The 15,866-nt window shown below is 58.1% G+C and carries 13 protein-coding genes; 8 read left to right on the top strand and 5 right to left on the bottom strand.

Annotation, left to right across the window (positions count from 1 at the left end):
* Nucleotides 1-51: 51 nt before the first annotated feature.
* Complete coding sequence (locus tag ACVIIV_RS13875; RefSeq protein ID WP_456744687.1) at nt 52-3,156, bottom strand: efflux RND transporter permease subunit; 3,105 nt, start codon at nt 3,154-3,156, stop codon at nt 52-54.
* Between the two features lie 2,103 nt (nt 3,157-5,259).
* Here ACVIIV_RS13875 and ACVIIV_RS13870 point away from each other — a divergent pair.
* Nucleotides 5,260-5,811, top strand: a complete 552-nt coding sequence (locus ACVIIV_RS13870) for a hypothetical protein (protein WP_456744686.1) — start codon at nt 5,260-5,262, stop codon at nt 5,809-5,811.
* Between the two features lie 314 nt (nt 5,812-6,125).
* Here the strand turns inward: ACVIIV_RS13870 and ACVIIV_RS13865 are convergent, their stop codons facing one another.
* The gene (locus ACVIIV_RS13865; protein ID WP_456744685.1) at nt 6,126-6,926 is read right to left on the bottom strand and encodes a hypothetical protein; all 801 of its coding nucleotides are present in this window, start codon (nt 6,924-6,926) and stop codon (nt 6,126-6,128) included.
* Nucleotides 6,927-7,137: 211 nt separating this feature from the next.
* On the opposite strand from ACVIIV_RS13865, the gene ACVIIV_RS13860 reads away from it, so the two are divergent.
* From ACVIIV_RS13860 to ACVIIV_RS13830, 7 genes are all read left to right on the top strand, one after another.
* A complete protein-coding gene (locus tag ACVIIV_RS13860) occupies nt 7,138-7,365 on the top strand; it encodes a hypothetical protein (protein ID WP_456744684.1) in 228 nt (75 codons plus the stop codon).
* 120 nt (nt 7,366-7,485) lie between these two features.
* The gene (locus ACVIIV_RS13855) at nt 7,486-9,114 is read left to right on the top strand and encodes a hypothetical protein (protein WP_456744683.1); all 1,629 of its coding nucleotides are present in this window, start codon (nt 7,486-7,488) and stop codon (nt 9,112-9,114) included.
* A 35-nt stretch (nt 9,115-9,149) separates the two neighbouring features.
* Nucleotides 9,150-9,443 (top strand): hypothetical protein, encoded by a 294-nt coding sequence (locus ACVIIV_RS13850; RefSeq protein ID WP_456744682.1) that lies wholly within the window; start codon nt 9,150-9,152, stop codon nt 9,441-9,443.
* Nucleotides 9,425-9,643 (top strand): hypothetical protein, encoded by a 219-nt coding sequence (locus ACVIIV_RS13845; RefSeq protein WP_456744681.1) that lies wholly within the window; start codon nt 9,425-9,427, stop codon nt 9,641-9,643. Before ACVIIV_RS13850 ends, ACVIIV_RS13845 begins: the two co-directional genes overlap by 19 nt.
* Before the next feature lie 325 nt (nt 9,644-9,968).
* Entirely contained in the window at nt 9,969-10,229 is a 261-nt protein-coding gene (locus ACVIIV_RS13840; RefSeq protein WP_456744680.1) for a hypothetical protein, read from the top strand.
* Between the two features lie 8 nt (nt 10,230-10,237).
* Nucleotides 10,238-11,434, top strand: a complete 1,197-nt coding sequence (locus ACVIIV_RS13835; protein WP_456744679.1) for a hypothetical protein — start codon at nt 10,238-10,240, stop codon at nt 11,432-11,434.
* A gap of 182 nt (nt 11,435-11,616) precedes the next feature.
* Nucleotides 11,617-12,039, top strand: a complete 423-nt coding sequence (locus tag ACVIIV_RS13830; protein WP_456744678.1) for a hypothetical protein — start codon at nt 11,617-11,619, stop codon at nt 12,037-12,039.
* Nucleotides 12,040-12,077: 38 nt separating this feature from the next.
* Here the strand turns inward: ACVIIV_RS13830 and ACVIIV_RS13825 are convergent, their stop codons facing one another.
* The 3 genes from ACVIIV_RS13825 to ACVIIV_RS13815 form a co-directional block, all read right to left on the bottom strand.
* Nucleotides 12,078-13,016, bottom strand: coding sequence for a hypothetical protein (locus tag ACVIIV_RS13825; RefSeq protein WP_456744677.1), 939 nt, complete (start codon nt 13,014-13,016; stop codon nt 12,078-12,080).
* A complete protein-coding gene (locus ACVIIV_RS13820; RefSeq protein WP_456744676.1) occupies nt 13,013-13,369 on the bottom strand; it encodes a TauD/TfdA family dioxygenase in 357 nt (118 codons plus the stop codon). Before ACVIIV_RS13820 ends, ACVIIV_RS13825 begins: the two co-directional genes overlap by 4 nt.
* A gap of 847 nt (nt 13,370-14,216) precedes the next feature.
* A complete protein-coding gene (locus ACVIIV_RS13815; protein WP_456744675.1) occupies nt 14,217-15,548 on the bottom strand; it encodes a tyrosine-type recombinase/integrase in 1,332 nt (443 codons plus the stop codon).
* Nucleotides 15,549-15,866 lie beyond the last annotated feature (318 nt).

Below are 15,866 nucleotides of genomic sequence, written 5' to 3'. Positions count from 1 at the left end.
GTCGCAGCTGCTTCGCTCACCACACTGAGCGAACCTGGATTGATTTCATCGTCATTGCTTGGCCATCTGGGCGTCAGCAGCGCCGGTGAGGTCGAGCTCGGCGGCGATCTTAGCGCGGCCTGAACTCGCATCGGCACGATGATCGGACGCGATCGCGACATAGAGCGCCGGCAGCACGAAGAGCGTGAATAGCGTGCCCACAGACATGCCCGCGACGAGCACGAGCCCGATCGAGAATCGGCTCGCGGCGCCAGCTCCCGTTGCGGTCATCAAGGGTATGAAGCCCGTGACCATCGCCGCAGTGGTCATCAAGATTGGACGCAGTCGGACGCGCGCCGCCATCTCTATGGCCGAGCGACGGTCAAGTCTCTCCTTGAGCTGCAGCTCATTGGCGAACTCAACCATCAGGATGCCGTGCTTGGAAATCAACCCGACAAGTGTCAACAGTCCGACCTGGGTGTAGATGTTCATCGTCGCCCAGCCAAAGAATGGCGGGATCAACGCGCCGACGATTGCCATCGGCACGCTGATCAGGATGATGAGGGGATCGCGCAGACTTTCGAACTGCGCAGCAAGCACCAAGAATATGATTATGAGTGCAAATGCAAAGGTAATGGCCAGTTGGTTACCCTCGTGCACATATTGTCGCGCGTCGGCGAGGAAGTCGTGGCTGAAGCCTGCGGGCAGTTTCTTCGCCTCCGCTTCCAGGAAGTCCACAGCCTGACCGATCGTGACGCCGGGCATCGGCACGGCCTGAAAGGTCGCGCAGTTGAGCTGGTTGTAGTGGGTGAGCGCGTTCGGATCGGTCCCAGTCTCGATGGAGACTACGGTAGACAACGGGAGCATCGAGCCCGTCGCAGCCTTCACATAATAGCTCCCGATTGCATGCGGCGCCAGGCGTTCCTCTCGTGGCACCTGCGGGATCACCTGGTAAGAGCGGCCCTGTAAATTGAAGCGGTTGACGTAGTTTCCGCCAAGTAAGGTGGCGAGCGCGTTACCGATGGTCTGCATGGTGATGCCAAGCTCGTTGGCCTTGGACCGATCAACCTTGATTCGTAGCACCGGCTGGTTGAACTCGAGGTCGGAGTCGCTCACCATGAACAGACCGCTCTTCCGCGCGGCATCCTTCAGCTTCGACATCTGCTCGTAGACGGATTGGAAGCCAAGCGTCGAATTGATCACCATCTGCACTGGTAGGCCACCCGAACCGCCAGGAAGCGGCGGCAAGCTAAAGGCAAACGCGTTAATGCCTTCGATTTTGGACAGCTCGGCCTGGACAAGGGACTTTAGCGCAATCGATGATCGATTGCGCTCGTCCCATGCCTTGAGCAACATGCCGGCCATGCCACTCTGCTGGCCGCTAACGCCATTGAGCACAAAGCTCAAATCAGTCTCTGGAAATTTCTGGAACGCGTGTTCGAGCTTGGTGCCGTAATAGTCGAGGTAGTCGATATTGGCGTATTTCGGCGCCTTGGTTAGAGCGAATACGATACCTTGATCCTCCTCGGGGGCGAGCTCCTTGGGAGTATGCATATAGAGAAAGCCGACGAGGCCCAGCATGGTCAGCGCAAACAGACCGGTAATCGGACGATAGTCGAGCGAGCGGTCGAGCTTGCGGCCGTACCATCGTGTCATGGCGCTAAACCCGCGGTTCACAACTCTTGCAAACCGCCCCCCCTCAGCGCGCCTCAGGAAGAGCGAGCACATCATCGGCGACAGCGTCAAAGCGATCACGCCCGACACGATCACCGCTCCCGCTAACGTAAACGCGAACTCGCGGAACAGCGCACCAGTGAGGCCGCCGAGAAATCCGATTGGGGCATATACCGCAGCCAAGGTAATCGTCATGGAGACAACGGGGCCGACGATCTCGCGCGCGCCCCTTATAGCAGCCTGAAGGGGCGGCGCACCTTCTTCTAAATGGCGATGAATGTTCTCCACCACCACGATCGCGTCATCGACCACGAGACCGATCGCGAGAACCATCGCAAGGAGAGTCAGGAGATTAAATGAAAACCCCAGCGCCAGCATCATGCTGCAGACACCAACGAGCGACAACGGAATAGAGACCACAGGAATGATGACCGACCGCAGCGAGGCCAGGAATAGGAAGATTACCACCACCACGACTACGACGGCCTCGATGAGCGTCTTCTCCACTTCATCGATCGACGATTGAATGAATCTGGTGGAGTCGTAGGCCACTTTCATCTTCAGTGACGGCGGCAGGTTACGCTCCATTTCTGGAAACAGCGCTTGAACGCCTCGCACTATGTTTAGCGGATTGCCTTGCGGGCTTGCCTGAACGCCGATAAAGACCGCATGCTCGCCGTTTATTGCGACGCTAGTGTCTGTTGTCTGCGCGGCAAGCTCGACTACCGCAATGTCCTCCATGCGCACAAAGCCACCATCATTGGCTTTGACGATCATGCGCTTGAAGTCATCGACACTCCGCAGATCCGTGTTTGCCGTGACATCGGAGATAGTGAAATAGCCCTTGATCTGGCCGGCCGCGGCCTGGAAGTTGTTAGCGGCGATTGCAGCCGAAACTTCAGCCGGCGACACGCCGTACCCTGCCATTTTCCCAGGATCGAGCCATAGCCGCATCGCAAAACTCTGGCCGCCCAGGATGTCTGCCGCTGCGACGCCGTCGACGGTTGACATAACGGGTTGCACAACGCGCGAGAGGTAGTCGGAGATCGCGCTGGCCGCCAGTTCCTCGCTGGAGAAGGCGATATACATGACAGCGGTGGCCTGACCGCTCGACTTAGTGACGACCGGATCGTTTGATTCCTTCGGGATCAAGTATTTGACTGAGTTGATCTTCGAGAGCACCTCGGTGAGCGCTTCGTTGGGATCGAAATTGAGCTTGATGTAGACTTGGATCGTGGAGGTACCGAGCACCGATGAGGAACTGATGTAGTCGACGCCCTCGGCGGAAGCGACTGCCTGCTCCAGGGGAGTAGTGATGAACCCCTGGATCGTGTCGGCGGAGGCGCCAGGATAGGAAGTCGTGATATTGATGACCGTATTAGATAGCTTGGGATATTGCCGGATCGGCAGTACGGTGGCCGCGCGAAAGCCGATCAGCAAGATCAGGAAACTGACGACGATAGACAATACCGGACGTTTGATGAAAAGCTCGGTAAATGCCATCTCGACTCGCATTTCAAGAGGGGGATACAAATTCGCCAGCAACTTGCGCTACGGCAATGATCATCAATGCGGCGACTGCGCTAAGCCTGTAATAGTATGAGGGAAACGTTATCGGCTACTCTAATGGCTCACAGTTCCTGAGCATAGCGTGCCCAATCCTCCGCTTCTCGATCTTAGTCGCTCGAATGAATGTTGATTCCGCTGTTCTGATCGCTGATCGCGAATAGTGGGTACCGTCTAAAGATAAAGCCCCCTGCCTTTTTGCGTGCAATCCGCCGAAGGTCCGCCTCAAGATGTTCGTCTTCACACCTGATTGGAACGCAACGACTTCTAGCGAGGTATCAGTTCAGGCTTCGCACAGCGGTCGATCGAATGATCCAGGCTCGACATCGAAAGTACAAACGACCTGACCGGTGCTCAACTCTACAAAGGTAAGTCGGTAATATAGCATGGGCTGCAAAACACTATACCAAGGTTTGTCGAAACGGTCGCTGGTCGAAGCCACGCGAAAGTTGTGACGTTACCGGACGCAAAGTTCTCGGTCCGACAATATTCCGCACGCCCCCTATCGCATCGCTAACTCGCTGAACAACGTCGCCTCGGAGTTCGGCCTTTGCTACTAGGTCGATACGTCTGTCGGAAAAGTTGCCTTGAGCACTTCTTCCAGCTGGATATACTGCGTTAGGTTTGGCTACGCATTCGCCACGATAGTCCTGCGATCAACCTTCATCTCACACGAGCCATAGCCAGCCATGGTTCGCCACATCGTCCTATTCACTGCCAAGAACAAGACCACATTGATCGAATCGTCGACGGACTCGGTTCTTACCGCCGTCCACATGCACGCCGGCTCGAGATCGCGCGCAACCGCAAGGCCGATCAGCTCGGTAATGACATCGACTTGTTGTTTGCGATGAATTCGAGAATGATGCTCAGCTCGCCGCGCATAAGGGCGCTCGATCTCTACAAAGAATCGATCGAACGGGTACGACCACTGGAGACTTCGGTTCGCGGCGTTGGCGGATGTCGGCTCGGAAGCCTGATGCACGTCCGCGAATTGCGCCGGTCACGGCGATGCGACGTCTCGCACATCAAGCTCTCGACAGCGCAGCAAAACACGAATTACTCGGACGCTATTCATATTTGGCCAGCGATCGGTTCAGCAGCTACGAGGGCAAGAGCATTGTACTGTCCATCCGGTGATCTCCGTCAGTTTCTCCACCTTTCGGTCGTGAGCCAAGGTCCGCACCGGCGAAAGGCATCGATCTCCTCCAACATCAGCAGCGACGACGCGCTGCGCTTCGCTTGTTCCAACGCCTGTCTCATCGAAACAGTCGTCTGATGGCGAAGGGCTCCGAATTCGCTCAGGTCAAACCTGAAGGTTGGTCTCCCGAGGACGGCGACGAGCGTGTCGACCGCGTGGGTCCGGTCTAGAGCAAGATGCCCTTTGGAAGCTGTAACTGGAGCGCATGGTATCGTTCCTGATCCGGGCTCGGCTCCATCACGTACTGGCGGAACTGCTAGGTAAGGCGAAAGCTTCGGGTGCCACGGACTCGGCGAGGCTGGAGACGCCCAGCCTGCAGGAAAAAGCGACTGAAACCACGGGATCGCGGCTCGGACGGATTCCATGTCCAAAGACTGATTTGCAACGAAGCCAGCAAGATCTGTGCGGCTAGGCTGCCTGCTCTCCTCCAGTCCCGCCGGCTTTGCGCAATGTCCAGGCGCATAGATCGGAGCCATAGCGACCAGACAGGCTAAAAGCAGGCTTTGATCAGTCTGGTCGTTGCCAGAACCGCCGAGACCATGTCCCGCTCGCCTGGATGTACCACCAAGGACACTTGAGCCCTCCACCACCTTCTCGATCATACGGCCCAACTACCGGTTCCATTCAGGGCGAACTGACAGCGAAATCGATAACTGGGATAGAGTCCTGTTCGTGGCCGGGCCCGGAACTTTCGATCCAGGTATTCGCCAGATGCAAAGGTGTGCCGCTTCCGAGCAGCATCACTTCGGCGGGAGCGAAGCCGTTGGCTCCTCTCTTTTGTTCGCCCGGGCTTCCGTCTTCTCCTCGAATGGCGGACCGCAAGCGAGGACACGCGATTCATGGATCTCGCGCTTCAGCTTGCAAACAAGCCTGCCGGCGGGCACTTCACGGTCTTTCGCGATGGGACCGGTCTGATACGGCTTCTGCGCAGCCTCAAGAAGGATTACACCACCATCGAACATTCAAACGTCTTGTTTGAAAAGCTCGAAGCGGCCGTGATCGGCCTACTCGACGGGCATTTGTTTCCGCACGAATTTGAAAGCTTCTGCGACGCCGTGGATGCGGCGCAGGACGTCTTCGAGACCGATATCGCTCCTCATATTGACGACGCCATCACGCGCCAACTTGACGACATCGACGCGAGCATCTCCGACATCGATTCCGAAACGGAACTCGGTGACTACAAGACGGCCCTTCAAAAGTATGCGCCGCGCGTGGGCGTCACCAATCTCAACACGGCCTTTCGCGCCATCGATCGGCGCATCGAGGAGATCAACTCGCAGTCGGATGAGTCAGAATCGCCGCGCAGCACGGTGTATCGTCCGCAAGACAAGGATCAGTTCGACGACAAGGCGCTGCAGATTCTCTTTGCGCCGCTTCTTTCAGCTTAAGGGGCAGACAATCTGCATATTTGTCGGTTTGCGCGCCAAGAGGCGGAGCAAGCTTGCTTGCCTCGACCTACAAAGCTTTCGCAACGAATGACGATAGCAAGAAGTTTTTGTCGACGTCCACGCGGCCCTGATACTCCGCGATATTGCGCTCGTTGTGAGCCTTTCAGAAAGACCGAGAGATCCGCGGGCGTCGTTCCGAGTGTGTGAACCAGAGCTTGGAAAACGGAAACGCGATCTTTGGGCCGATGCAGACATTTGGAGGCGGCACAGACCGCATTTCGGCCAGCCAGCTTTTTCGCGAACCTAGGCGCAAGCTAGGCAGCTTTATGCGATTGTTTCCATTCCATCGCCGATCGAACGAGGGAGGGATTATTGAGAAGGAACAACCCGTATTCGGGGTCATAGCGGCGCCGGTCAGCGCTTCCAGCAACACGGCCTAAAGCCTCACAACAAAGCTCGATGCCTTTTCCCGCGCTCGCCTCAATAGCGAGCCACTCTTCCGTGTCTTCGCGCGAAATGCAGTCAAGAAACGAGAGATCACGCGACCCAAGACGGCCCGATAGGATGACATGGACATATTTGTGATGGATCGGGCATAGCCATTGGTAATTGTGAATGGGTTCGCTGACACCGCACTCAAATTGCAGCGAAAGCGGAAACGAGTGATGCGCGTGCACGAACTGAATGTACTTGCGGCAGACAGCGCAGGGCTCCGGTTTCTGCCGAACGAATTCCTCAAATTCGGCGCGCGCATCCTTGATCCAGCTTGCGCGCCGCTTCCGCGCATCAGCGCGCCCTTCCGGGCTTCCCGCGCGTTCAAGCACGGCGATAATGGCGTTTCGAGCATCCGATCTGGGACCACCGCATCGATCATAATTCGAGAGAATGTAGAAATTCATAGGGTCTTTGCGCCGCAGCGGCACAAGCCACGGCTTGATTCCGAGATGCCTGCACGCGGCCAGTCGCGCGCGGCCATCCCAAAGCATGCCTTCATAAAGCACAATAGGCAGATGCTGTCCTTTTGAGCGCATGTCTTGAGTGACGGCCTCGAGCGTGAGGCTATCGACTGGTGGCAGGCTTGCAAGGACCGGGTGGACTTGCGGTAGCAGCGGCATGGGTTGGCTACGGAAGCATCGAATCGCACGGGGGGCTGACATTCTATCCTTTTCGTGCCCCGCGAGGGACCTTGAACAGTCAGACCATTGAAAATGTTGGGAATTGTTCGCGTGGATGCTGTGCACAAGGGCCCGCCCCGTAAGTTTCCCCTTGCGAAAGCTCCCGCCACGGTTGTTCCATGGCGATCCTCACATTCACTCAAGAATAACAATGGCCGATACACCACCAGATGCCACGGCTGCCGAACCGGCGCAGCCACTGACCAATTTCGACAGGCTTGCCGCGCACCTAAAGCCGGACGGACTCGCCCATGCACTCCTGGCCGCATGGCGCCACGGGGACCCGAGTGGCGCCCAGGAAAGGCTGCGCGGTGCCGTCGACAATCATTTTGCGAAGAAGATGCCGAGCGATGGGAAGCCTTCGAATCCAGAAAATTAGGCTGCAGGGCTTTCGCGGCTTCGGCACGAGCGCTCAATCCTTCGCACTTCCTGAGACGGTCGCGGCCCTATAGGGCGGAAATAGTCAAGGAAAAACCAGCCTCGCAGAGCGATCGAGTTTTTGCTAACCGGTCATATCGCCCGGCGCGAGCTTCTCGCCAGCGCCAAGGACGAATTTTCGCAATCCTTGCGAAATGCGCATATTCCCGCGGCAATGCCCGTGTTCGTCGAAGCGACTTTCCTTTGCACCGATGGCGTGGTTCGCCGCTTCCGCCGAACGTTGACGACCGACTATGACGGCACTCAGGCGTGCGCGAGCGCAACAGAACTGGATGGCTTTCCGTGCACAGAGCAAGATATCGAGGCCAAGATTGGGCTCCGGCTGTTGCATCCTCCGTGCGCGCCCGTTCTCGCCCAACACACGCTGGCCTATGTATTCACGGCCTCGCCCTCCGATCGCGCGGCTTATTTCCGGGCCGTACTCGACACGCAGGATCTCGAAGATTTCCGAGTTGCGGTCGCGAACATCATTCCGACATTCCAGCCTCCGAATTCTTTTGAACTTCAGAAACTTGGGGAACTTGAAGACATCACCGGTCTCGACGCGGCCGCGCGCGCGATCCGCAATGCAAAGACGAAAGCTGCACTAGCGAAGGCGCTCAGCGCGGCGATCGAGCTGTTGCTCACGCAAATCGGCGTCGTTGCCAAACCTACGCTCCCAGAGCGCATACAACAGCTCGACGAAGAACTCACATCCCGACGCGCGCTTGCCTTCCCGCTCGACCTCTTTTCGCGCAAGGCCTTGGGACCATGGATGGACCCCGCCGGCTCACTGGCGCAGGCCATTGCGGAGTTCCTGCGCGAACGCGACGCCATTGCGGAAGAAGTGCGTCGGCTCATTGCCTTATTCGAAAGCGCCCTTGCGATACCGGCTGTGCATGATTGCGGTGCCCCCATCGACTGTCCCCTCTGCGGTCGTGAAAAGACGCTCACGCCTGAGCGGGTCGCCCACATTCAAGGCCAGCTGACCGCCAATGAAAATTACCAGAGCGCGGAAAGCACTCTCATGGCAGCCCTTCGATCGACCGATGCGAAGCTGCAGAGTACCGCCGACACGATCACCTCCGCCCTGCCTCGCTTTATGCTCGTGACCGGCGCAGAGCGCTGGAGACGTCAATTCCGCGTCGCCCGCATCGCTCAATTGTCGGCAAGCACGAAGCAATGGGCAACCGCCGCGCGGCGCCTGTGGCGTGAAGCCACCCAGCAAAAGCGGGCGTTGGCTCGCACCCGTGCCCGGATTCGGTCTGCCCTAGATGATGTTGCGACGTGGAAGGATATGCCGCCGCTTGTCGATGCGCTTGATAAACTCGGCCAAATTTACGCATCGCTCGAGGTTCATAACGCGACCTACGGACAGGCGGTCCAAGTCGTTGGCGAGCCATTAAAGAAGGCCGTCGATCAGAATGCGCAGATCGCGGGCTGGGATGCACTTCTGCATCTTGCGCGCTCCCCCGATGCGGCACTCGAAGCTCTTGAGGCGTTGCGGGACCACAACACCAAGGTTAAGGCCGTCGAACAGGCGGCCCGCGAGATCGAGAAAGCCAATGGGACAGTCGCGGATGAGAAATTCGCCGATCTCAGCGCGCAAATACTGGAATGGTGGGAACGGCTGCGTCGGGAGAGCCAACGTTCTTTAGCGCCGTGCAACGGCGGGGCGCCAAAACCAAGCGAACGATTGATCTCAAGGTAGCCTTATCCGCGAAAGAGGATCGGAGCGACATCAAGTTGCGCGACGCCGTTGCGGTCCTCAGCCAATCCCAGCTGCACTGCCTGGGCCTCGCGCTATTCTTGGCCCGCGCCATCGATGGTGGCGCTGGCTTTGTCCTTCTGGATGATCCGGTGCTGACCAGCGATGACGGTTTCCGGACCAACTTCCAGTCATCGGTAATCGAAGCTCTCCTCGCCGCCGGGATCCAGGTGATCGTTCTCACGCAAGACTACAAAAGCTGGAAGGATATCGGCCACCTCTGGGGCACCGGGGCGTCTCTCAGTTCCAAATCATGCGCGACAACGCCGTAATTGGAACGGAGATCAAGGGCCGAGACGATGCGCTCGCAACGATGCTGGTCCAGGCGCGCCCGTTTATCAGCTCGCATGATGGCGATCAGCGAAAGACCGGCGCAGCGCGACTGCTCGACGTGCTTGAGCGTTTTTGCAAGGAGCTGCTCGTCAAGGACCGCCGGGCGAACGGCGACAGTCAGGCCATGATTTCAGATTGATGACGGCAAGAACTTCGGTGAGTTCAACGCGAAGGTATTCAATCTCCTTACGCTCGATCCGTCACATCCGGGCAAGCTCCGGGTGGCCCATAATATCGTCACTCCCGGATCGCACGATGATGCCCCTCCGTCGCAGGAACAGCTGCGCGGCGTTGCGGGCGATCTGAACAGGTTCAAGAAAGACTACCTCGACTAACATGCGCACGCTGGACACCATGTCAACGACCCAAGAGGCATTCTGGACGGACGTGCGGCAAAGACCCCTACCCGATGATGCGTTGATCGAAATCATCCGAGGGGTCGAGAAAAATGACGGGGATTGCCCATGACCACCTTGCACCGTCTTGCTGTCGGGCTGGCGTTCGGCGGCCTTCTCTTTGCTATCGCCGCAGCGCATTACTGGTGGCGGGCCAGCCAAGTCGCAATCCGCCAACCGGTTGCATCGATTTCGGATGTACCGGAGCTTCATATCGCGAGCGGGCAGGTCGCCTTCAATGAATCATCCCGGCTCAACGCCACAGCAGCCATCCTCACGGGCATATCCGCGGTGCTGAGCGCTTTGGGCTCCGTCCTGGGTGTGTTTTAGGTTCGGTTATGGTGGAAACAATAACTCTCAAAGAGGTCTATCCTCCGTCGGGGCACGTTCAGCGCCTTTATTGCGACGTGTGTGAGGGACATCTGGACCTCGCTTTTGCCGACTACCGCAATATCGTGTCGGGGGTGGACATTAGCGTCAAGGACTTGCCCGTCCTGCGCTGTGAGAATTGCTCAAAGGACTACCTGCCCGACCACTCGCGTTTCGCGATCATTCGGCATCACGAGCTAGCGACGCTGCGCGGGAGCAACGCGGTCCGCGCAACCCGGAAACCGCTGGAAAAGACCTTTCCGCTCGCAAAGGTACCTTTCCTCTATGATGCGGACGACTATTACTACATTCCCGGCCTGTCCCGCGAATGGGACGACGGATTTCTGACGCCCGTCTTCTTCAACAAAAAGGTTCTGCTCAAATACGACGCGGATCCCGCGTACAAGGTGTCCTTCGCGTCCACCACATACGGCACGATCGACATGGAAAGTGCCTATATCTCGTTTGGCATCAACAAGAATGGTAAAGTAGTCATGTGGCTTGGCGACATTGCCAAGCTTCCCGAGCCCGAGCAGTACTATCTCCGCTCAGAGAACGTGCCATCGGATCACTCGATCGGATGCGAGTTCTACGATGGGCAGATCGAATGCATCTATACGCCTCTCTCGCGGGAACAAACACTCTTTGCGGCTCGATCCGCCTTCTTCGAAGCCTGCGCCGCCAAATTCGGGATCAAGATTGCACATTTGGACGCCGAGGTTCTCGACCTCGCACTCGGATTCAACGGCCCGGTCATCGAGTCCGAGCAAACGCGCAAACAGGCCGCCGATACCCTCAATCGGATTTACGTTGAGTCGATTGACAACGGCGCGCTCGGCAGCATCATGACACGCGCGGGTCTCGATCCGAAAAACCTGGGTGGTTTAAAGCGGCTTCAGGCCGCGTTGGGCACGCTCGCGCTGGGAGGCGAGGTCGCATCGCTCTTGTCTCCCTTCTTCGTGCTTTACGATTTGCGGGTCGCATACTCCCACCTTGGCTCAGCAGATTCCACCGTGGCGAGGTTAAAAACCGTCAGCGATCGGCTTGGCCTGGAAGATGGGGCCGGCCTCTTGGCCATTTATGACGCGCTTGTGGCTGCCCTTACCGCATCACTCGAAACCTTGACGGCCCTCGTGAAGAGCGCCTCGGGCGTTTCCGAGACCTGACCTCTCATGGCAGGGGAGCACGACCTGTCCGAAGGAAGCCTCGAAGCCTGCCTGCAGGGCGCATTGCGCTTGAACGCTGGCAGACGCCGGCCTCGTTCATTGCGAAAGTTGAAGAACTGGCGGCGCCGATTAAGTCGGACAAGCTCTTCAACCGGGCCGAGGTTGCATTTCTGCTCGACGCAATGGCGCCGGCCGAATACGTCAAGTTTCGCCCTCCAGGCCAGGTCCGCCTCGTCGGTCAGACGGCGCAATGGCCTGACGGGCAGATCGGATCACCCAAAACTCCCGTAAATATCGAAATCACCGAGGTCCTAGAAGAAGGAGGGCGGCGCGGCGATGAATACCGCGAAGGGAAAGAGGCGGAAAAGGAGACAAGCGAAGATTGGCGGGCCCGAGCGCTCGCCATTCCGGGCCAACTTGAGAAGGCGATCGAACGAAAAATCGCCAAAGGATACGTGGGTAAATGCAAGCTCGTGATCTATCTGAATATGAGCACGTACGGCATATTGCAGAAGGAGACCGAAGCCGCTATCGCCACCGTCAAAGCCAAGTACTCCGACAAATTCGATGAGATTTGCGTTCTTTGGCAGGAAAAACTGCTTTAAGATTGGCGAGTGGGAATGGCATCACCACTAAAGACAGTTCAATCATTACCATAATCCGGCTCGTATTCGCGCTGACGCGTTTCGGTCTCTGTATACTCGACATCAAGCCCGGCGGCCTCGATTTCCTCTCGGCTCCCGAAATGCAAGCTGCACGCCGGACAATAGAACTCTTCCGCGACGTAGGACACATCGACATGCTCCTCGTAGGGATCATTCTCGTCGTCATCCGATAATTCTTCGCCATAGCAAACACCCGCAAGAAACGAGTTTGACTTGCAGGCCGGACAGGGCGCGGTCCATACCTTCTCAGCGAACATTTTGAAGCTGCGTCGCATGTCAAAGGGATCGAGCGCTTTTGCGCGAGCGCGCAGGGCTTCTCGTTCCGGCTTCTTCAGCTCGGCGAAACGCTCGGCCGCCTTCTCCACGCGGATCTTGGCGGCCTCCTCAATAGCATGCGTGTAATTCGCCATTAATTCACGTGGCGCTTGGGCTTGGTCTGCCCCTAGCCACGTCTCAATCGTCTGGCCATGGATATCCAATATGACTGCGGCGGTGTGCCAGAAACGTCCTTCCCACGACGCGAGCAGGACAGATGCGAATGGCACCTCCCCTGAATGCAGCTCTGCATTTCGCTTCAGGCTCATCCCGAGGCAATTCTCTTCGGTCTTCTTGTCAAAATGTTTGGAGAGATGGCCTAGCCGCTCGAACACTGTCTTCGCCGTGATCGTGCGAATATCTGTTCCAACAGATACCCCAGCCGCCGCAAAAAGGGAGACGCCTTGGGGATCGGCAATAAGGCAGGGATGGACTTCGGCGAGTGCCCATTTGCCCAGCAACTCCAGCGCAAGCGATGCCCATAGCTGATATTCGCCCAAATCGTTGGCATCCTTCGCTGCCAATGCGCGCGCAATGTAGGTCTTCGATTTACCGAGGAGGGCTTCGGGCGACAGCGCCGCCACAACTTGTTTTGTAGTCATTGGACACTCACGCGTTCGAGACGCCGATCGGGCGACGCCGCAATGGCAGCCTCTCCACGTCCATGCAAGACATTCCAGTTATCGATGATGAGCACGTCGCCCGCCCGCCAATGAATGGTCGCCCGCGTGCAGCCATCGAGCTGCGACTGAATAGCGGCCTGCAGGTGCGCCGCTTCCGCACTCGCTGGCGTCATGCATCCCATATCAAATCGTATAAAAGCCCGGGCTGGCTGAACGATGGTTGTATAGAATGAATGCCGACCATTTGAGACGAGAAAGGGCGCGCCTTCATAGCCACCCTTTTCTCGGTCCGGTATCCGAATGTCCGCGAAGTGGACGAGGACCGTCGGCACGCTTCTCGTTCCCGGACAATGGCAAGCCAGTAAAATAAATTGAGGCGGCAAAAGCCGGTGCGCTCCGTCCGTATGAAGAGGAAATGTGTTCGACCCGTGCAAAGCGCTGAGAGAACGCGGGCGAGCCGCTTCCGGCGCCAATGGGCGTAACACTTCGACGGTCGAGCGCCTCCGGCCCGGCACGGGGTCACCCAACCGTAGTGAGAAGCGAAGCAAATCGTCCGAGAAGCTTTCTGTCGTCCGCGGCAAAGGAAGCAGGTGCCATCCGTCTCGACGGACGCGCTGCAAGAGCTCGCGATCCACCGTGTTACGCATGCCGAGAGCGTTCCCTCTGTCGATAAGGCACTCTAACCGCCGAGCCGGCGCCGCTTGAACGCGCTGCGTCATAGGCGGACTTGAGCTGTTCGATCATCTTGTCGAGTCCTTTTTGTACGCCACAGGTGCCCAGTACCATACCTGCGCACTTGATTTCTTTCTTGCCTGAGCATCCTACGATCTTATCGCCGCAGACCGATCACGATTCGGGACGTGGGCATGCGTGGCAAGGATGAAATGACCGGGACCGGGACGTCGGTGTCAACAGATTCTCAGAAAATGCCGCCTGCCACAAAGCGGCGTCGCAAGAATCGTGGCGTGCCACCGCCCGCGACGTTCGATATCGATGCGCTGCCGGCCAGCTCCAATTTAACGGCATTGGAGGCGGCCGCCGTTATCCGGCGCACGCCCGGTGCACTGGAGCAGTGGCGGCGTGATCCGAACCACCCGCTGAAATGGCGTTACGTCGATGGCCGCCCCCTCTATCGTGTCGATGCGGTGCGCGACTATCTGGCCATGTACGATAAGACCACTAGGACGCCTCAGCCGCATAGTGCTCACGGAGCCGGCCGAGGAGCTCGGCCTTGATCGGGTCAAGCGGATTCGTCCGCTGTAGGCGCACGATTTTGCCGACCCGTTTCGCGCCGACCAACTCTGCAATGTAGTCGTGGGCCGCTTCGAAGGCCATCTTGCGGATGATCCACTGTTCGTCGTGATTATAGACCTGATCGATTCCGCTGGGCTTTTGCCCAACACACAGTCGCTGGATTTCGTTGTCGTAGCCACAGCGTGACATGATGGTGCGCAAGCTGCGCCTTAAGTCATGCATGGTGAACTTGGCCACGCCTGCTTCCTTGACCAAGCGGTTGACCATCTTGGTGAAGCCGGACATCTGGCCGCCAGTCTTTGGTGACGGGAAGACATAGTCGGAGGTTGCCCGCTGGAAATGTTTCGCGGCCGTGAGCACCTCGTTAACTAGGTGAGTGCGAGGCACATCGTGGTGCAGCCCCATCTTGGTCCACGCCGCATCGAAGGTGATGCGGTCGTCCATGATGTGCTTTCGCCACTCGATCATGGTAGGCTCGCTGCGGCGCGGGCCACCGAGCAGGCACATGCGTGCCAGGAGACCGAAAGCGCCGAGCTTGCCGGATGCATCCCAGACCTTGAGGATTTCCTCATCGGTCAGCGCGCGGCCCTTCGTTCGGCGTCCGACCCTTTGGGCGCGGGTTTCCTTGGGCGCGCGATAGCCGGCGAGCACGTTGTGCTCGACGTAACCTTCGCCGACGCACCATTCGAGGAAGGTATGCACGTGCTTGCGCAAGTCCTTGGCTGCGCCGCGCTTGCCAGTCTTTGCAATCTTGTCGACCGCAGCCATGATCTGCCGTCGCGTCAGGTCCCCCACGCCGCTCTCGGCGTGATCCTTGAGCCCGCGCCGGAGCGCCGACATTGCTGGCTTCCAGTTGACGACTTGACGTTCAGTCAAGGACGTCTGGTAGGGACCATCTTCAACAATGAGCGTTGCGAGCGTGGTGCGCTGCTTTTCGGCTGCCTGCTGTCGCCTCGCCTCGCGCTTCGCATCGTTCGGGTCCAAGCCCTTGACGACCTCGCCTGCGGCGATGGTGGCGGCCTTGCGCGCGGCCTTCTCATTGTATTTGGGCCACGCGCCGAGGGTCTTGCGCTGGGTCCCCCTCACCCCCGGCTTGGTGAAGAGGTAGACCCAGGTTCGGCCGCCGGTGGCGCGCATGCGCAAGGCGAGGCCGGGCAGCTTGTCGTCGTGGAGATAATGCTGCGCCTTACCAGGCGGCAGCGTTGCGTTGCGGATCACCGCATCGGTGAGTGTCAGTTGGTTGGCCGGCTCCGTCATGATTCCTTCCCTCTCTCTGTGCCCGGTGTGCCTCGCAAGAAGGGCGGTTAGCCCTTGAACAGAACCGGAGCTCAGACCTTCCCCTCACCGTGTGCCCACGAAGGGAGGATCCACAGACCCAAACAGAACCGGGTCTCAGACCTCCCCCGTTTTTGTGCCCCAGGGGAAAATCCATGGCGGGCACAACGGGGGCATACAAAATGTAGCCAGGTCACCGATGGGCTCTTATGGCCGCACATGGCCGTAAGCACCATCAATTAAACGGGTTTTTACATCTCAACTATGGCTGGATTTGGTTGGCTCAGGTCTACGGATTGT

The sequence above is a fragment of the Bradyrhizobium sp. USDA 4354 genome (assembly GCF_054060315.1).
Note: the sequence above shows the minus strand (reverse complement) of the source record. Positions and strands in the feature narration are given on the sequence as shown.